Source organism: Streptomyces sp. NPDC057697 (genome assembly GCF_042799335.1).
In the GTDB taxonomy this organism is placed as follows: domain Bacteria; phylum Actinomycetota; class Actinomycetes; order Streptomycetales; family Streptomycetaceae; genus Streptomyces.
Map to the genome: position 1 here is coordinate 932,207 of NZ_JBHVJA010000002.1, position 17,702 is coordinate 949,908.

The 17,702-nt window shown below is 72.7% G+C and carries 14 protein-coding genes; 3 read left to right on the plus strand and 11 right to left on the minus strand.

All coding sequences use genetic code 11. The features are described 5' to 3' along the window. Positions 1-20: 20 nt before the first annotated feature. The 7 genes from ACFVFH_RS09105 to ACFVFH_RS09135 form a co-directional block, all read right to left on the minus strand. Positions 21-1,328, minus strand: a complete 1,308-nt coding sequence (locus ACFVFH_RS09105; RefSeq protein ID WP_383765300.1) for an ATP-binding protein — start codon at positions 1,326-1,328, stop codon at positions 21-23. 50 nt (positions 1,329-1,378) lie between these two features. Further along, the gene (locus ACFVFH_RS09110) at positions 1,379-2,131 is read right to left on the minus strand and encodes a hypothetical protein (RefSeq protein ID WP_383765302.1); all 753 of its coding nucleotides are present in this window, start codon (positions 2,129-2,131) and stop codon (positions 1,379-1,381) included. A 152-nt stretch (positions 2,132-2,283) separates the two neighbouring features. Beyond that, positions 2,284-2,607 carry a zinc-ribbon domain-containing protein gene (locus ACFVFH_RS09115; protein WP_383765304.1) on the minus strand — a complete coding sequence of 108 codons (324 nt, stop codon included), beginning with the start codon at positions 2,605-2,607 and terminating at the stop codon, positions 2,284-2,286. Then, the gene (locus tag ACFVFH_RS09120; protein ID WP_383765306.1) at positions 2,604-4,790 is read right to left on the minus strand and encodes a HEAT repeat domain-containing protein; all 2,187 of its coding nucleotides are present in this window, start codon (positions 4,788-4,790) and stop codon (positions 2,604-2,606) included. The genes ACFVFH_RS09115 and ACFVFH_RS09120 overlap by 4 nt, the downstream gene beginning before the upstream one ends. Positions 4,791-4,811: 21 nt before the next feature. Next, positions 4,812-5,876 carry a hypothetical protein gene (locus tag ACFVFH_RS09125; protein ID WP_383765308.1) on the minus strand — a complete coding sequence of 355 codons (1,065 nt, stop codon included), beginning with the start codon at positions 5,874-5,876 and terminating at the stop codon, positions 4,812-4,814. Between the two features lie 160 nt (positions 5,877-6,036). Then, positions 6,037-6,831, minus strand: a complete 795-nt coding sequence (locus ACFVFH_RS09130; protein ID WP_383765310.1) for an SDR family oxidoreductase — start codon at positions 6,829-6,831, stop codon at positions 6,037-6,039. A gap of 427 nt (positions 6,832-7,258) precedes the next feature. Then, positions 7,259-8,320: an aldo/keto reductase gene (locus tag ACFVFH_RS09135; protein WP_383765312.1), complete on the minus strand. Its 1,062-nt coding sequence runs from the start codon at positions 8,318-8,320 to the stop codon at positions 7,259-7,261. Positions 8,321-8,440: 120 nt separating this feature from the next. Here ACFVFH_RS09135 and ACFVFH_RS09140 point away from each other — a divergent pair, with 120 nt between their 5' ends. Beyond that, positions 8,441-9,271: a helix-turn-helix transcriptional regulator gene (locus ACFVFH_RS09140; RefSeq protein WP_383765313.1), complete on the plus strand. Its 831-nt coding sequence runs from the start codon at positions 8,441-8,443 to the stop codon at positions 9,269-9,271. 324 nt (positions 9,272-9,595) lie between these two features. Here the strand turns inward: ACFVFH_RS09140 and ligD are convergent, their stop codons facing one another. Then, the gene (gene ligD / locus ACFVFH_RS09145) at positions 9,596-10,492 is read right to left on the minus strand and encodes a non-homologous end-joining DNA ligase (protein ID WP_383765315.1); all 897 of its coding nucleotides are present in this window, start codon (positions 10,490-10,492) and stop codon (positions 9,596-9,598) included. Between the two features lie 60 nt (positions 10,493-10,552). Between ligD and ACFVFH_RS09150 the strand changes: the two genes are divergently transcribed. Then, the gene (locus tag ACFVFH_RS09150; RefSeq protein ID WP_383765317.1) at positions 10,553-11,659 is read left to right on the plus strand and encodes a Ku protein; all 1,107 of its coding nucleotides are present in this window, start codon (positions 10,553-10,555) and stop codon (positions 11,657-11,659) included. A 137-nt stretch (positions 11,660-11,796) separates the two neighbouring features. Here the strand turns inward: ACFVFH_RS09150 and ACFVFH_RS09155 are convergent, their stop codons facing one another. After that, positions 11,797-13,758 carry a protease pro-enzyme activation domain-containing protein gene (locus ACFVFH_RS09155; RefSeq protein ID WP_383765318.1) on the minus strand — a complete coding sequence of 654 codons (1,962 nt, stop codon included), beginning with the start codon at positions 13,756-13,758 and terminating at the stop codon, positions 11,797-11,799. A 241-nt stretch (positions 13,759-13,999) separates the two neighbouring features. Then, entirely contained in the window at positions 14,000-15,532 is a 1,533-nt protein-coding gene (locus tag ACFVFH_RS09160; protein WP_383765320.1) for a tol-pal system YbgF family protein, read from the minus strand. Positions 15,533-15,841: 309 nt separating this feature from the next. Here ACFVFH_RS09160 and ACFVFH_RS09165 point away from each other — a divergent pair, with 309 nt between their 5' ends. Next, positions 15,842-16,219, plus strand: a complete 378-nt coding sequence (locus ACFVFH_RS09165; RefSeq protein ID WP_344507704.1) for a hypothetical protein — start codon at positions 15,842-15,844, stop codon at positions 16,217-16,219. An 85-nt stretch (positions 16,220-16,304) separates the two neighbouring features. On the opposite strand, the gene ACFVFH_RS09170 is transcribed toward ACFVFH_RS09165, so the two are convergent. Continuing rightward, positions 16,305-17,702 carry an MFS transporter gene (locus ACFVFH_RS09170; RefSeq protein ID WP_383765321.1) on the minus strand — a complete coding sequence of 466 codons (1,398 nt, stop codon included), beginning with the start codon at positions 17,700-17,702 and terminating at the stop codon, positions 16,305-16,307.

Below are 17,702 nucleotides of genomic sequence, written 5' to 3' on the forward strand. Positions count from 1 at the left end.
CGGCCGGGCCCGACGCCCCGTCACTCCGGGTGGCGGGGAACGGACTTCGGGTCCGGCCGGGCGTCCGGCTCGCCGTCGTCCGGCGCCGGGTACTCGGGCAGCGTCACCCGGGCCACCGCCCCGCCGTCCGGGGCGTTGTGGAAGTCCAGCCCGGCGCCGATCACCGCGGCCTGACCGGCGGCGATGGTCAGCCCGAGGCCGTGCCCCTTGCCGCTGCCCTCGGTGCGGAACCGCTGCGGGCCGTCGTCCAGCAGATAGTCCGGGAACCCCGGGCCGTGGTCGCGTACGGTCACCACCGGACCGTCGACCGTCAGGACCACCGGGGGGCGGCCGTGCTTGTGCGCATTGGTGATCAGATTGCCCAGAACCCGCTCCAGTCGCCGCCGGTCGGTCTCGACGCGTACGCGCGCGGAGCGCTCCGCGGGGCCGGTCAGGACGGTGGCCGGGGTCCCGGACGCGCGCGCCACCCGCTCGACGAGCGGCACCAGTTCGTACACGTCGAGATCGACCGCCTCGGTACGGGCGTCGAGCCGGGAGATCTCCAGCAGGTCCTCCGTCAGCGCCCGCATCGTCCGGACCCGGTCCCGCACCAGCTCGGAGGGGCGCCCCGGCGGCAGCAGTTCGGCGGCGGCGGAGAGACCGGTCAGCGGGGTGCGGAGCTCGTGCGCCACATCGGCGGTGAACCGCTGCTCGGTCTGGAGCTTGCGCTGGAGCGTGGAGGCCATCGTGTCCAGCGCCCCGGCGACGGTCGCGACCTCGTCCTGCGGGCGCGAGGGGTCCTCCGTACGCGGGTCGCGGACCCGGGCGTCGAGGTCCCCGGCGCTGATCCTGCGGGCCACCCGGGCGGTCTGGTGCAGCCGCCGGGTGACCCGGGTGACCGCGAACGCGCCGACCAGCAGGGTGGCGCCGCCGGCCAGCAGGGAGGAGCCGATGATCGCCCCGTCCAGGTTGTCGATGGTGCGGGCGCTCTGGCTGTAGTCCACCTGGGTGGCCAGTGCGTGCCCGTCCGCCGGGGCCGCCGCCCACATGGCCGGCCGCCCGCGGTGGTCGGCGACGAGCGTGCCGCGGTCGCCGCCCGTGGCCAGGGCGCGCAGGGCGGCGGGCAGCCCCGGCGGGTCGATCCCGGAACCCGGCGGCAGCGCGTCGCCGGACTCGTACGCGGTGGTGACGTCGGCCAGCCGGGCCAGGGCCTTCTCGCGGGCCTGGCCGACGGTCTGGCGGGTCACCTCGGAGTGGACCAGCACGCCCAGCAGCGCGGCGAGCGCGCAGCACATCACGGCGAGGAAGACGGCCGACTTCCAGGTGAGTGTCGCGGCCCAGGCCGGCACCCGGGGCCGCCGTCCCGTCCCGTTCCCGCGCCCGCGCCCGCCGGGCCGGGTCACCGGCGTTCCGCGGAGACGCCGGGGGACGGGGTGGAGGCGGTCGGCCGGGCCGTCGGGGAGGGCGGGTGCGGCCTCCGGGACGGCGGGATCCGCTGGATCTCGTCCTGCGTCGGCAGCATCGCGCGCTGCCGGGCGTCCCAGCTCCAGGCGGTGCGGTACTCGTACCCCGTGATCGCCGAGGGCGCCCGCATGATCAGGTCCCGGCCGGCCAGCTCCACGCTGATCACGGCGTCCGAGGTGGACAGGATCCGGGTCAGCCCGCCCGTCTCCGGCATGTAGACCCGCACCGAGAGCTGGTGGTCGGCCAGCCGGATGCCGAGCACCAGATCGTCCCTGCCGTCGCCGGTCAGATCGCGGAAGTACGGCCGGAGCACGGGACAGGCGGCCGGTGCGGACCGGCAGGCGTTGATCTTCCGTACGGTGTCGGCGGGGAGGTCGGCCGTGCCGCTGGACCGGTTGGGCCGGGCCCGCAGACCCGCCTGCACCACCGCCACCGGATCCAGCCGGTGCACATCGCCGTCCGGCACCTGGATCCCCGGGATGTGCGCGGTCTCGCCCTCGCCGTAGTCGTACGGCGCGGCCGAGGCGGGCGCCAGCTCGGGCCAGAGCCGGGCGGGCCCGACCGCGACCGGGGTCGGCCCGGCGCTCCGCAGCCCGCCGCCGTTGCCGCAGCCGGTCAGCAGCACCGTGCCGACGACGGCCCCGAGGGCCGCCGCCGTGCGGCACCGCACCCGGCGAAGCGGACGCATGATCCCTCCCTTCCGAAGGTCCAGGTCCCACGACCCTATTCGGAAGGAAGTCTTTTATGCCTATTTAGTGGTGATAAGGATGCTCTTTTTCCGCGTCGGCGAGGTATGCGCCCCGCCCGTCCGGGCCCCGGCGGGCCGGACGCGGACGCCGCTCAGCCCTGGTACGGATTCTGGCCCTGCCCGTTCGGCGCGTACCCCGCCTGACCCTGCGGCCCCCCGTACGGATTGCCCTGCTGCGCGGCCGTGTGCTGGACCAGCAGCTGATCCGCCTGCTCCTTCGGGATCTGCTGTTCCCCGCCGCAGAACGTGCACTGGGTGGCGAACTTCGTCGAGAACGGGAAGAGCGGCACGAAGAACAGCGTGAACTTCGTGACCCTCTTGCGCAGCGTGTGCGCGGCGGGGTTGCCGCACCAGCCGCAGACCAGCGTCAATATGGCCAGTTGGTACAGATAACCCCGCGTACCGAAAATGATCATGCTCTGGGTCCCTTCCCCGTATGCCCCGGAAGCGCTCGCCGGCAGAGCGCCAGCAGCTTCTCGTCCTCGTAGGTGTCGTGGCTGCCGAACACGCCGTCCATCGCGTTGTGACGGCGTACGGAGGCGAGTTCGGCGCGCAGCACATGTGCCGCGTCCGACCCTGCACCAGCGGCACCCATCCGCGCCAGGCCTTCCGCCACCCGGACGCGCACATGACGGCTCGTCTCCCACTCTGCGAGGAGCACCCGCACGGACTCGTCGGCCCGCCCGGACACCTCCCACAGCGCGATCGCGGCGTCCACCCGCAGCCACTGTTCCCCGTGCCCCAGCAGCGCGCGCAGCCGCGGCGCGACGACCTCGGCCCGCGCGCCGAGCCCGCCCAGCGCGTTCACCGCGGATCTGACCTCGTGGACGCGCTCCGCCCGCAGGCCCTCGATCAGCACCGGCAGCACGGCACCGGCGTCGCCCTCGACCGCCCACAGCGCCTTCGCGGCCTCGACCGCCGACGTGGCCCCGGGGCTCCGCAGCAGCGCCCGCAGCTCCGGCACCGCACCGCGCGCCGCGGGCCCGAAGGAGCCGAGCGCCCGCAGCGCCGCGGTACGCACCCACTCGCCCCGGTACTCCGGCGCGCCGCGCAGCACCCGCAGCACCTCCGGCAGCGCCTCGTCCGCCCGCAGCGCGGCCACCGCGGCGAGCAGCGGGCCCGCCCGGTCATGCGCCCGCGCGTCGAGCGGCACCTCGCCGAGCCTGCGGCGCAGCACCCCGGCCAGTGGGGCCGCCGCCGCCCCCAGGAAGTCGACGGCGAAGCCCACGTCGTGCGGCACCTCGGGCCCCTCCAGCGCGGCGGACAGCGCGGGCAGGACGCGGACGTCGCCCAGCCTGGCCAGCGCCTTCACCGCGCCGCCGAGCGCCGGCGGCCCGCTCGGCCAGCCCAGCACCCAGGCCCCGGGATCCGCCGCCACCCGCGCCGCCAGCGCGTCGGCGGCGGGCGCGGCGAGCCCGAACAGATCGTCCAGCACATGCGAGGCGGCCTCGGCCAGCTGGGGATCGGGGGTGGCGAGCTGCTCGCCGACCAGCCGGACCAGCTCCTCGTACGAACCCCGCCAGGTCCGGATCAGCCCGCCGCTCATCCGGAGCGCGTCGATCCGCTGGCGACGGTCCGGGCTGCGCAGCTGGTCCGTCAGGAGCGCGGTCCGCTCGGCGACCCGGTCGTCGAGGCCCACGTGCAGCGTGCGCAGCAGATCGGCGGTCCAGGGGGCGGCGGTCCCCGCGGCCTCCTCCTCGGGCAGCGCCCGCAACTGGCCCAGCCGCGTCACCGGCGCGACCCGCTCCTCGGCGGGCGGCTCACCGGCCGCGTCCGGGTACCCGTCGACGGCCGCGACCGACTCGGCGGCACCGGCCTGCGCGCCGGGCGCCGGGGTGGGCGCCGGGGCGGCTCCGGACCGACGCGCGGACGCCGGGCGCAACTGCCGCAGCAGCCCCGTCACCACCCGCACCACGTCGCCGGGCAGCGCGTCCGGCGCGCACCGCGCCAGCTGGGCCAGCGCGGCCAGCCGCAGCCCCGGCGGGAACCCCTCGCCGGCCAGCCGGCTCAGCCACGACGCCGCCTCCCCGGCCAGCAGCCGGTGGCGCAGGGCGACCCGTCCCGCGGCCTCGACCAGGGCGAGCCGCACCTCCTCGTCCGGCTCGATCGGCAGCCGTTCGCGCAACAGTGCGAGAACCCGGTCAGGATGGTCGTGGAGCGCGGCGAGCGCCAGCGGCGCACAGAGCCGTACCCCCGGGTCCTCGTCGCTCATCAGCTCGAAGAAGACTCCGGCGCCCGCGGTGACGGCGGTCGCCGCCATCGCGTAGTTGGCCGCGCCCTCGATCTCGTCCGCGTCGAACTCCTCCTCGTCGTCCTCGTCCAGATCGATGCCGCCGATGCTGGTGAGCAGTTCGACGATGCTGCCCCGGTCCTGGATGCCCGGATCCACGACCAGCTCGAAGAGAAAAGGAATGCTGGCCAGCGTGCAGGCGTACACATCACCCTGATGGTGAACCGCCCCGTACATGCCATCCAGGGCCGCCTCGCGCTCCGCCGCATCGGCGGACGCGAGACCCCGCAGCATCGCAGGCACATCACCGGCCGGCCCGTAGGCGTGTTCCATCGAAGCCCAGTCGACCTCGTCGATCCCTGCGAACACCCCATCGCCTCCCCACGCATTTCAACGAAGCAGTGTCTGCGAGGAGTCTGCACCACGCGCCGGACGATCCGCCCTCCACATGCGGTCTTTTCCTGGCGGGCATGACAAAAGTCCCTGCCATGCGCTATCGGCGGACCGGCCGGAAACGGACCCTGGATTTGAGGAAGCGTCAGAAGTGTGTGGGGGCAGAAGAGTTGCCCACCATGGCCGGAATTCCCTGTGACGCCGCCGTCCGCCCGCCAAGGAGACGTGCGTGCCCTGTCGGTGCGCGTGGTGTGACGGTTGGCGTGTCGCGACGGCGCGCGTGTCGCGGCGGCGCGCGTGTCGCGGCGGCGCGCACGCCATGACGGTCCGGGCGGTACGACGGCGCCGCCGGGCGGACGGGCAGGCGGGGCTTTCGGTGTGCCCAGGTCCTGTCTTCGGGCTGCTGCCCGGCGCATGGTGCCCGGCCCGTACGCTCGCCGCGTTGTCGGAGCCGTTCCCCGTACAACCCGGTACGGGGAACGGCTCTCCGCCCTGCGCTCGCCCGCACCGGGCCCAGGGCCTGCCCGCGCCCGCGCGCGGGCAGGCGCGATTGCTGCGGGAGCCGTACGCCTGGGCGGAGCGGACCCGGTCCGGCCGATTGCGCGGCCCGCCGACTCCGGGCCGGGGCACCCGGACCGCTTCCGGGTCCGACTCGAACTGAGGCGCATCGCCCCGCTGTCCGGCGGTGATCACCACCGATAGCGGCTTTCGACCCTGCTCGACGGCGAGGCGGATCCTTCTGGTCAGGCCGCCCCGGGAGCCTCCGGGCCCGTGGCCGACCGGCTCGGCGGTGATCCCGCCGGGCGGTTTTTTCGGAGATCCGCCTTTCGCCGCCCCGGCCGCGTGCCGGTGGGCCCGGCCGGCCGTGGAGTCGATGGTCACGTCCCAGGTGATCAGGCCCTCGGCATCCGCCTCGGCCTGTGGCCGGGTGACGATCCGAGCCCGGGTGCCCCCGCGCTGCCGATGCCGGAACAGCTCATGGACCCGGCCCCACGGCCCGTTGCATTCCGGCAGGTCACGCCGGGGAGCACCCGTCCGGGTCCGCCACCGTATGCCGTCCATCAGCTGCCGCCGCGTCCATACCGGCGGACGGCCCGACTCGATGCCCGCAGTGACTGCGAGGCATGAGTCGGGCCCACTGGCCGTTCGTCGGAGCCCCACCTCCCGCAGGGCGTGATCGTCGACGATCGGGATCGACTTTCGCCAGTAGATCCTGGACGGCCTACGCGGTTGTGGCGATGCCGCCGTCGACGGGGATCACGGCGCCTGTCAGATATGCGCCTGCCCGGCCGGCGAGGAACACCGCGACACCCGCCATGTCGTCGTCGCGGCCGATCCGGCGCAGTGGGGCCGACGCCGCGATCGCCTCGCCGAACTCGTCGAGGGTCGCAGCCATCATCGTCGACGGGAATGGACCCGGCGCCACGGCGTTCACGGTGACGTGCTGCGGTCCCAGTTCCCTGGCGAGCACCCTGGTGAGTTGATGCAGTGCGGCCTTGCTGCTGGAGTACGAGTAGTTGGGCCGCTGGGGGATGTGGATGGCGGCGATGCTGCCGATGTTGATGATCCGCGCGGGATCGTCGGCGGTGCCCGCCTCGCGAAGTGCGGGCAGCAGCGCCTGGACCAGCCGGAACGGCGCCTTCAGATTGAGGTCGACGACCGTGTCCCAGGCTGCGTCCGGGAACGTCGCCAGCGGCTCGTCCCACATGGCGCCCGCGTTGTTGACGAGGATGTCGAGACGTTCCGAGCCGGCGGTGACGAGGCCGGACAGCCGTCGGCACTCGTCGTGGAGGGACAGGTCGGCGGGGATGGCCCGCACCTCACCGAATGTGGACAGCTGTTCCTGCGCCCGAGCGCACGCTTCCGCGTTGCGTGAGCTGATGACCACGCGGGCGCCCGCTTGCAGAAGGCCACGCGCGATCATCATTCCGATGCCTCGCGTACCACCGGTGACGAGCGCGCGCTTTCCATGCAGATCGAAGAGTTCTGCATGCGTCGCGAATTTGTTGTCTACCACGTGCCGCCTTTTCCAATTGGTCGTGCGCGATGATGCGTCGACGCGTCGGGTGTTCGGTTCAGCTGTCTCAACGCTATGGCCCTGGAGTGCACTCCAAGCAAGCGATTCGAGGTCCCGACGGGTCGTGTCCGCAATCGCCTCAAGCGCGGATCGCGAGGCGGACGGCCGCCCAAGCAGCGGGCGCGCGGCGTCTGCTACGGCACCTCGCCGCGTTGTCGGGACGCCCGAACACATCGAGTATTCGGGCGTCCCTCCGCCTTGCGAAGCACCGCCTGAGATGCCGCGCGCCGATCCACCAGGAATTACGGGACAGACCTTGACCGCGCCGTTGTTTGAGAACGCGGCCGTACGCGGCGGATTTGAGAGCGCGGCCGTACGCGGCGGATTTGAGAACGCGGCCGCACGCAGCGGACTTCACGCCCACACCTCAGCGGCGCGGCGCGATCACCAGGTCGCCCGAGTTCATCGTCCGGCCCCGTTCGCCGGCGAGGAAGTCATGGGGGAAGCCGAGGTCGATCGCGCCGGCCTGTTCGAGGCGGGCGAGTTGGGCGGGGGTGAATTCGATCTCCAGCGCGCCCAGGTTGTCCTCCAGTTGCGCGGGGGTGCGGGCGCCGATGATCGGTGCCGTCACGTCGGGGTTCCGCAGGGTCCACGCCAGAGCGATACGGCCGGGGGTCGTGCCCTGCTCGGCTGCGATGTCCTTCACGACGTCCGCGAGGGCGAGGCCGCGCTCGGTGAGCGCGCCGTTGGCGAGGTTGAACCCCTTGCGGGTGCCGTCCGTGTCCGGCTGCGGAGCGGTCAGGTCGGCCCTGGTGTACTTGCCGGTGAGCAGGCCCCCGGCCAGCGGGGAGAACGCGGCCACTCCCAGCCCCATTTCGCGCGCCATCGGGAACAGGTCGCGCTCCCCGCTGCGTTCGGCCAGGTTGTACTCGGTCTGGAGCGCGACCAGCGGTGACCAGCCGCGCAGATCGGCGATCGTCTGCATGCGCGAAACCTGCCAGGCCGGGATGTTGCAGATCCCCGCGTACAGGACCTTGCCCTGACGGACCAGGTCGTCCATGGCGCGCAGGAACTCCTCGACCGGCGTCATGGCATCCCACACATGCAGATAGAGCAGGTCGAGGTAGTCGGTCTTCAGGCGGCGCAGGCTGGCTTCCACCGATGCGAACATCGCCTTGCGGTGATTGCCCCCGGAATTCGGATCGCCGGGACGGCGCAGCGTCGAGAACTTCGTCGCCAATACCAGGCTTTCGCGGTTGTCCCGGGTGAATTCGCCCAGCAGCCGTTCGGAGCTGCCGTTGGTGTAGGTGCTGGCGGTGTCGATGAAATTGCCACCGCGCTCGACGTACAGGTCGAACAGTTTGCGCGCCTCTTCGGGTTCGGCGCCCCAGCCCCATTCGGTACCGAAGGTCGCCGCTCCCAGTGCCAGCGGGGAGACCCGCAGTCCGGAGCGGCCCAGCAACCGGTAGGTGTCCAGGGTGAGCGGCATAGTTTTCTCCTGTGCTGGTGATCCGTTGCCGGAACCGAGCCTGGCGCCGTCGCGGCCCCGGGGTAAGGGAGCGGTCTTCCTGGGAAAGCCGGTCCCACCCTGGCGTTAGCATCGGACGCGATGAGCCGCACCGTGGACACCACACAAGAACTGGCCGTGTTCCTGCGGACCCGGCGCGAACGTCTGGCCCCGCACGACGTCGGCCTGCCACCGCGCGCGCGGCCTCGACGCACCCCGGGGCTGCGCCGCGAAGAAGTCGCCGAACTGGCCGGAGTCAGCATCGACTACATCGTGCGACTCGAACAGGGCCGGGGGCTGCGGCCCTCGTCGGACGTGGTGGAGGCGCTGGCTCATGCGCTGCGCCTGGCCCCCGACGAACGCACCTACCTCTTCGACCTGGCCCGGCGACGCCCCAGCCGCGCGGGCGATCCCGCTGTCGAGGCGTCGCCGCAGCTCACCGCGCTGGTAGCTGATCTGTCGCCGCTTCCCGCCATGGTGATGAACCACCGCTACGACATCGTGGCCTGGAACGACGAAATAGCGAGGCTGCTCCTCGATTTCGACGCGCTGCCGCCGTCGCAGCGCAATGCGATGTGGCTGTGCCTGATGCACCCGGGAATGCGTGAGGTCTACGTCGACCGCGAACGCGTCGTACGGGAGGGAGTCGCGCATCTGCGCGCTGCCTGGGCCGCCCACCCGGAAGACCGGCAACTGGCCGCCCGTATCGACGAATTCATCGCCCGTGACGCGGAATTCGCGCGATTCTGGGCCGAGCGGGACGTCAAGGTGAACGGCCGCGGGCAGAAGGTGTTGCGGCATCCCGTCGTCGGTGTGATCTCCGTATGTTTCGAAGTGCTCATGCCGATCCAGGACGCGGACCAGCGACTGGTGATCTACCGCGCCGCGGACGACGAGAGCCGCTCGGCACTGGATCGGTTGCGCTCGCGGTGATGGTCGGCTCCAGTACCTGACGAAGCGGCTGCTTCGGCCTCGTCCGGGCGGTGGCGCGGCCACCGGCCCGTGACCGACGCGGTGACCCGGACGTATCGCACCGGCGATCTGGACGCATCGCACCGGCGCCCCGTGGCGGGACCCGCCCTGCCGCTTCGGGCCCTGGCTCAGCCGCCTGCAACCGCCACCGACGCCGGGCGGGCGACGGCATTCGGCACCGGATCCTCAGCCCCCTTCAGGCCCAGGCCGACGCCGCAACCGCCCCGTCGTCGCGGACCGCGCCCACTCGTCCCGCGCGATCCGTAAGCAATGGCGAGGCACGGCCTAAGCACTGTCCGGCAGGCGTCCGGCCCGGCCCGGATCGGTCAGTGGTTCGAGCAGATCGCCGTACCGCTCCAGTCGCGCCCCCATCGCGCCCGCCAGGAAGACCAGCTCCCCGGGGGTCCGGCACTCCTCGATCTCCGCCCAGGTCACGGGCGCGGAGACGGTCGGTTCGGGCCGGGCGCGCAGGGTGTAGGGGGTGGCGGTGGTCTTCGCCGCCGCGTTCTGGCTGAAGTCGACGAACACCTTCCCCGGCCGCAGCGCCCGCTTCATCCGGTGCACGACCAGGTCCGGAAGCTCCTGCTCCGCCCGGACGGCCAGCCCCTTCGCGTACGCGGACACCCGGTCGGCCGGGGCCGGCTCCAGCGGCACGAGCAGATGCAGCCCCTTGGAGCCGGACGTCTTCCCGTACGCGCACAGCCCGTCCTGCGCCAGCCGCTCGCGCAGCCACCGCGCCACCGCACAGCACTCCACCACGGTCGCGGGCGCGCCCGGATCCAGGTCGAACACCATCCGGTCGGCGATCCCGGGCGCGGCGGCCCGCCACTGCGGGGTGTGGAACTCCACCACCAGGTTGGCCGCCCACATCAGCGAGGCCAGATCCTGCACCAGCACCTGCCTGGCCTTCGCGTCCTCGTGGTGCGGCACCGGGGTGGTCCGTACCCAGGACGGCGTACCCGGCGGCGGATTCTTGGTGAAGAAGCGCTGGCCGTCCGGGCCGTCCGGGTAGCGCAGGAAGGACACCGGGCGGTCGCGCAGCTGGGCGAGCAGCGGCCCGGCGACCGTGGCCGCGTAGTAGTGCAGCACCTCGCCCTTGGTGGTCCCGGTGGCCGGATACAGCACCTTGTCGAGATTGCTGAGCGCCAGCCGCCGTCCCTCCACCTCTGTGATCGGCGTCATACGATAAGAATCACACGATATGCGGATCAACCATGCTCGAACGGACACGAGGGGTGAACAGTGAGGTCCATATGGAACGGCGCCATCTCCTTCGGGCTGGTCAGCATCCCCATCAAGCTGGTCAACGCCACCGAGAACCACTCGATCTCCTTCCGCCAGATCCACCTGGAGGACGGCGGCCGGATCCGCTACCGCAAGGTCTGCGAGATCGACGGCGAGGAGGTCACCGCCGCCGAGATCGGCAAGGCGTACGAGGAGGCCGACGGCTCGATGATCCCCATCACCGACGAGGACCTCGGCTCGCTCCCGCTGCCCACGGCCAAGACGATCGAGATCGTGGCCTTCGTGCCGGCCACGTCGATCGACCCGCTCCAGATGGACGCGGCGTACTACCTCTCCGCCGCCGGGGCTCCGGCGGCCAAGCCGTACACCCTGCTCCGTGAGGCGCTGAAGCGGAGCCGGAAGGTCGCCGTGGCGAAGTACGCGCTGCGCGGCCGGGAACGGCTCGGCATGCTGCGGGTGGTCGACGACGTGATCGCCATGCACGGCCTGCTGTGGCCGGACGAGATCCGCAGCCCCGAAGGCGTCGCCCCCGAGACCGAGGTCACGGTCCGTGACGCCGAACTCGACCTGGCCGACGCGCTGATGGACACGCTCGGCGAGGTCGACATGGATTCGCTCCACGACGACTACCGCGAGGCGGTCGAGGAACTCATCGCCGCGAAGGCGGAGGGCCGGACGCCGGAGCCGTCCCGGGCGGACGAGTCCGGCGGCAAGGTCATCGACCTGGTCGCGGCCCTGGAGAGCAGCGTACGGGCGGCGAAGGAGGCCCGGGGCGAGGGGCCGGAGGGCGGGGAGGGGCCGGAGGGCGGCGAAGAGTCCGAGGACCGGCCGGCGGCCAAGGTCACTTCCCTCGCCGGCCGCAGGAAGTCCGGCGGTACGGGGGCGAAGAAGAAGGCCACCGCGTCCGCCAAGAAGACCGCCGCGTCGGCCAAGAAGTCCGCCTCGGGCCGGGCACCGGCCAAGAAGTCCGCCGCGCGGTCGACGAAGACGAAGAAGAAGACGGCCGCCACCGGCGCCGGGACGACGGCGAAGAAGTCCGCCGCGAAGCCGGAGCCGAAGCAGCAGGCGAAGAAGACGGCCTCCCGCAAGCGGGCCTCGGCCTGAGACGGGGCGCCCTTCCCGCGGGCATCCGCACGGCCGCGGGGCGATCGCGGCGCGGCCCCGGCCGCCCGGGGCGCACACGGCCGACGGCCGCCCCGGGGGCAGGGCCCCGGGACGGCCGTCGGTTCCTGACCGGTGGCTCAGTGCCTGCGGAACGGGAAGCGGTACGAGTCCACGTAACCGGCCGCCGGGGTCCCGACGCCCGTCACGTCGTCGTACCCCCGGACCGCCTTCAGCGAGGCGTCCTTGCCGAGGCTCCGCAGCGAGGTCAGCAGACCGTCCGCCGCGTCCACGCCGTTGGCGTAGTCGACCCGGACGACCGCGAGGTCGCGATTCGGGCCCAGCGGGTGGTCGGTGACGTCGTGGTACGCCTTCGAGCCGTACCGGGAGTAGATCGCCGGGTTGGCGAATCCGATCGGCAGCCCGTGCCGGGCCTGCTGCGCGAGCGCCTGGACACCGGCGATGACCGGCGCGGCCAGCGACGTACCGCCGATGCGGTACTCGTCGTAGCCGAGCGAGCCGTCCGGGAGCGTCTGGGTCTGGCCGACCAGGAAGCCGGTGTTCGGGTCGGCGACGGCCGCGATGTCCGGGGCGGTGCGCATCCGCTGCTTGCCGTTGGCCCGCGCGAGCGAGTCGGGCACGATGCCGCGCTGGTAGAACGGCTGCTTCACGGACGAACTGGTGCCGCCGCCCGCACCGGAGGTGTACTCGCCCGGCAGGCCGTCCCAGCTCTTCCCGTCCGCGGAGAGGGTCGACTTCAGCGTGCCCCAGCCGGTCTCCCACTGGTACGTGTCGTTCTTGCCGACCGCCAGCGCGGTGCCGCCGACGGAGGTCACCCAGGCGGAGTTGGACGGCACGTCGATCTGCTTCGTGCCCGTCGACGCGACGTTGTCGCCGTCGTCGCCGGAGGAGAAGTAGAAGCCGATGCCCTCGATCGCGCCCATCTTGAAGATCTGGTCGTACGCGGCCGCGATGTCCGGCGTCTCATTGGCCTCGACGTCGCCCCACGAGTTGGAGACGATGTCGGCGAGCCGGTGGTCGACGACCTTGTTCAGCGAGTCCAGCAGATCGGCGTCGTAGCAGGAGGCGCCGCCCACGTACACGATGTCCGCGGCGGGCGCGACCGCGTGCACGGCCTCGACGTCGAGGGTCTCCTCGCCGTACCAGCCGGAGGCGCCGCACTCCTCGGTCCTCGTGTAGTCGTCCGGGAGCACCTGGCTGAGCTGCCCGCGGCGGTAGGGGGCGTCGCCGTTGCGCTTGGCGTACTCGGCGGCGTCCTTCGCGATGGTCGGCGAGGCGTACGCGTCGGTGATCGCGACGGTGACACCCTTCCCGGTCCAGCGGCCGGCACCGTAGACGGCGCGCAGCTGCTTGCCGGTGTACCCCTTGACGGCGTACGGCGCCTTCGCCCCGTCGACGCTCGGCAGCGTCGTGGCGGTCTTCGACCCGTGGTACGTGGAGAAGGGGCCGGAGTTGCGGAACACCGCGTCCGGCGGCGGCAGCGTCTCGTCGTGGCTGGACTTGTGCGGCGCGTTGTCCAGGCCGGAGACGGCGAGGACGGCGTCGCCCAGCGCGGCGGGCACCGAGGCGGTGGTGGCGGGGGCGCGGTAGGTCCGGCCGCCCTTGCGGTAGTTGCGCAGCTGGGTGCCGAACGTCTTCTCGGCGGCGGCGACATCACCGGTGGCCGAGACGTAGTGCTGGTTGGTGCCGGTGATCGTCAGCCCGCTCGACTCCAGCCAGTGGGCGACCTGGTCGATCTGCTGCCGGGTCGCCCCGAACCGGGCCTGCGCCTGCGCGGCGCTCAGGTACTTCCCGTACGAGGCGGACCGCGGGTCGGACACGGCGGCGGCGTAGGCGGCCAGCCCCTTGGCGTCGCGTCCGGCCAGATGGACCCGGACACCGACCTTGCCGCCGTCGGGCGTGGCTCCCCGGTCCGCCCCGGCGGTCGCCCAGGCGGGCTTGGTGCCCTGGAGGACGTTCCGTCCGCCCGGCGCGGAGTCTGCGCTGGCGTTCGGTGTCCCGAGGGCGAGCGCGCCGGCCAGCAGCGGCAGCGTCGCCGCCATGCTCAGCGCGGCACGGCTTCTCGCGCGGCTGATTCTCATACAACCCCCTGCGATGTGGGTCTACGCGTGTGGATTACATGCACTGAATGATGTGCACATGTAATGCGTCACTCTGGCGAGGAACACCTCATGCAAGGGGCATGTACTGACCAAGAATCGACCAAGTGCCCGAGTCGGCGGACCGGTTCGTAGCCTTTCCGCACCATTCCGCGGCCCGCCGCCTGTCATGCCGCCGATCCGCTCCGCCGCCCCCGCCCGCCCGGCCCCCGGGCTCCGTAGCTCAGACGTGCTTGACGGGATCCGCAGGCCCGAGACCGAACGACGGCGAAGTGGTCACATACGTACAGCCGGTGTACCGGTACCCGGGCTGGATCTTCGATCCGTCCGCGTAACTGCTGACGATCGTGCTGGACGAGCCGCCCCGGTGCTTGTAGAGGAAGTGGTACTCGCCCGCGGGCAGCCAGAGGGTCGTCCGCGGATAGTTCTTCCCCTTGGTCTTGCAGGCCGTCAGCGAGGCGCTCAGCCCGGAACGGGCCGAGCAGCTGCCGCACCCCTTGATGGTGGTCTTCCCGGTGACCGGCCCGGTGTAGAGGATCTCGACCCCGTCCGGGGCGTCGTTGCTGATGACGAGTTCCATACGGGTCCCGCCGGGGCTGCCCGAGGGCGGCAGATGCCTGCCGGCCGCCGCGCGGGTGTCGGCGATCTCGGCGGCGATGGCGATGTCCCGGGCCCGTGCCACGCGCTTGTCCTTCTTGTACGACGCGGCGAACTCCGTCATCGTCAGCCGGGCCCGGCCGAACCGCTTGGCCTCGAACTGGGCGACCCCACAGGCGTATCCGCCGTCCTGGATGCCCCGGTCGGCCTTCGGGGCCAGACCGGAGAGCGCCTTGTCGGGCAGTGCGAGGGCGGCCGTACGGAGCCGGCGCAGCGTGTCCCTGGCGGCGCAGGGATCGTTCCCGCGCACGGCCCGGCTCTGCTCCGAGATCTTCCGGGTGACCGCGGGCCCCACCTGCCCGGCCTCCGCCGAGCGGGGGAACGTACGCAGCAACTCGCTCAGTTCGTCGCCGCTCCTGCCGTCCTTCGGCACGGTGCCCAGCTTGGACACCCCGCACGCGTACAGCGAGGCGGCGAGCGGCCCGTCGGGATAGCCCGCCAGATCGCCCAGCAGCGCGGGGCCGACCGTCCTGGGCAGGGTCCGCAGATAGGTCAGCGGCGCGACGGCCTCGCAGAACTCCTTGCGTCGGTACGGTGCCGAGACCGCCTCGTAGTACGCGTCGAGCCGCTTCGGCACCAGCTTCCCGGCGCGCGAGCCGGGGTGCTTCCGCCCGAGGTCCCGGTAGACGGCGAGCGCCGCCTCGTAGTCGCCCCGCGCCTGGGCGAAGGACTTGCCGGAGGCGGCCCCGACGCTCCGGTCGCCCCGGTCCAGCCGGTCGAGCAACATCTGTTCCACGGCCTCGTCCCGCGCGGAGCCGTAGGCCACCACGCCCCCGGCGGGCACCGCCAGCAGCACCAGCCCGGCCCCCGCCGCCACCACCGGCCGCCACGACCCGCCGACCGCCCGCCGCCGCGCGGCCCGCGCCCCGTCCCCGGCCGCCAGCACCAGCGCGAGGAGACCGGCGACGACCACCCACCCGGCGGCCCCCTCCGGCTCGGCGGGCAGCACCGCCCACAGCAACGCCCCGGTCGCGGCCCAGCACAGCACCATCCGCACCCAGCACCGCATCAGCGCGTAACCGAGCCCCAGCCCGCTCAGATTGAGCAACGCCACGGCCACGGCCCGCAGCCCGCTCCCGGGCGGCGGCGGCCCGACCACGGGCGGCCGGGTCGGCGGCGGAGGCGGGGCGAAACCGGGCGGAGGTGGAGGCGGAGCCGATCCGGCCCCTCCCTCAGAACTCTGATTGTCCCAACTCACTTCAGCCCCCCAACAGTTGAGCACACCGGGCCTCGAATCGAACCCGGCCGCATCACCATCCACGACACCCCGAACAGTGTCAATCCGGGTGCCCTCCGGGGCCCCGCGCACCGCGTCCGAGTGCTTCCCGCGCCCCCTCATCACACCTGCCGGGCACCCCGAAACGCCGATTGATCACCGGTCGCACGGCTCCGCGCCTATGCTCGCCGGATGGAGCAGAGCGAAGTGGTGAAGCGCGTGGTGGGCATCCTCACGGAGGCGGGCGAGATCCGTCGGCTGCTCGAAGAGAACGTCGACCGCGAGGACCTGGAGACCGACCCCAGCGTGGTGACCGTTCTCCTCAACGAGACGATGCCCCGGATCTCCGTACCCGAGGACGCCTCGATCGAGGAGGTCGCGACGCTCGTCGGCCGGGAGGTGGGCGGCGCGGTGGAGCAGCTCGTCGGCGCGTTCACCCTGGCGTTCGCGATGCTGGCCCAGGTGCACGACTCCGGGCAGACGGACGTGACCTCCGCCGATGTGCTCCAGGACCTGGCCCTGCGGGCCGAACAGATCGGCTCCGACGGACCGGACGAAGCGGGGGCGTAGCCGGTACGGAGGAGCGCCCCCGACCGGCGCCCGCCGAGCGCCACCGACCGGAGCCCGCCGGCGCCCCCGACCGGCGCCCGCAGCCCTACGGCCCGGTGACGTCCGGCAGGGAGCCGGTCCGGGAGCGCTCGTCCGCACGCCGCAGCAGGACGACCGCCGACACCGCCGCGGCGAGCGCGACCAGTGCCGCGACGGCACCGACCTCGCCGACCGCTGCCGTGTACGCGCGACGCCCGGGGGCGGAGAGGCCGATGAGGAGTCCGCCGCACACCGCGGTGCCCAGCGCCAGTCCCACCTGGCGGGCGGTGTTGGCGACGGCCGCGGCCGTGCCCGCGCGCGACGGGTCGGCGTCCCGCATGGCCGCGGAGGGGAGCACCGGCGACACCATGCCCGCGCCGATCCCGGTCAGCAGCAGCGACGGCACCAGCGCCGCCGGCCCGTAGGAGACGCCCAGCAGGAAGAAGCCCGCACACCCCGCGGCACAGAGCGCGGTTCCGGCGCCCAGCGGTATCCACAGCCGTACGCGCTGGAGCACCGCCCCGCAGGCGGCCGAGACGACGAAGAAGACCGCGGGCTGGAGGGCCAGCAGCAGCGAGGTGTCGACCGCGTCCAGGCCCGCACCGTCCTGGAACCACGACGACAGCACCGTCAGCGGGCCGAACGCGGCGAAGTAGTAGCCGAACGCCACCACGACCACGGCCAGGAACCTGGGGTGGCGGAACAGCGCCGGATCGACGACCGGCTCCGCCGTGCGGCGCTCGTACGCGACGAAGGCGAGCACCGCCACGGCCGCCAGCAGGGCGGCGAGCCCCGGGCCCGCACCCGCCCCGTGCTCGCCGAAGAGGAGCGAGCCGACGACCAGGGCGGCGATGGCCGCACTCAGCAGGACCGACCCCGGTACGTCCATCCGCCCGGCCCCGCGCCCCGGATCACGGGGCAGGAACACGAACGCGAGCACCAGTCCGGCCGCCCCCACCGGCACGGCGAGCAGAAAGATCCAGCGCCAGCCCAGGGCCTCCGCCAGCAGCCCGCCGCAGACGTTGCCGACGGCGGCGGCCAGGCCGGCCACGGCGCCCCAGACGGCGAAGGCCCGGTGCTGCTCCCGCCCCTGGTACGACGCCCTGATCAGCGGCAGCGTGGTCGCGAACATGGCGGCCCCGCCGACCCCCTGCGCGCCCCGGAACGCGATGAGCTCCCGCACACCGGGGGCCAGTCCGCAGGCCAGCGAGGACAGCGTGAAGAGAGCGAAACCGGCCAGGAAGACCCTGCGCCGGCCGAGCGCGTCCCCCACCGCGCCGCAGACGACGAGGAGCGCCGCGAGCGCCAGCGTGTAGAGGTCCACGACCCACTGCAACGCCGCGAAGTCGGTGTGCAGATCGGCGGCGATCGCCGGAATGGCCACGGTGACGACCGTGGCGTACGCGAGCAGCAGGAAGGTGGCCGTACAGGCGACGACCAGGGGAGCGAGGTGACGCGGGTTCAC

Coding starts and splice junctions, on each gene's coding strand:
- ACFVFH_RS09110 (WP_383765302.1), bottom strand. CDS start 2,131: ATGCGTCCGCTTCGCCGGGTGCGGTGCCGCACGGCGGCGGCCCTCGGG.
- ACFVFH_RS09115 (WP_383765304.1), bottom strand. CDS start 2,607: ATGATCATTTTCGGTACGCGGGGTTATCTGTACCAACTGGCCATATTG.
- ACFVFH_RS09125 (WP_383765308.1), bottom strand. CDS start 5,876: ATGGACGGCATACGGTGGCGGACCCGGACGGGTGCTCCCCGGCGTGAC.
- ACFVFH_RS09135 (WP_383765312.1), bottom strand. CDS start 8,320: ATGCCGCTCACCCTGGACACCTACCGGTTGCTGGGCCGCTCCGGACTG.
- ACFVFH_RS09140 (WP_383765313.1), top strand. CDS start 8,441: ATGAGCCGCACCGTGGACACCACACAAGAACTGGCCGTGTTCCTGCGG.
- ligD (WP_383765315.1), bottom strand. CDS start 10,492: ATGACGCCGATCACAGAGGTGGAGGGACGGCGGCTGGCGCTCAGCAAT.
- ACFVFH_RS09155 (WP_383765318.1), bottom strand. CDS start 13,758: ATGAGAATCAGCCGCGCGAGAAGCCGTGCCGCGCTGAGCATGGCGGCG.
- ACFVFH_RS09165 (WP_344507704.1), top strand. CDS start 15,842: ATGGAGCAGAGCGAAGTGGTGAAGCGCGTGGTGGGCATCCTCACGGAG.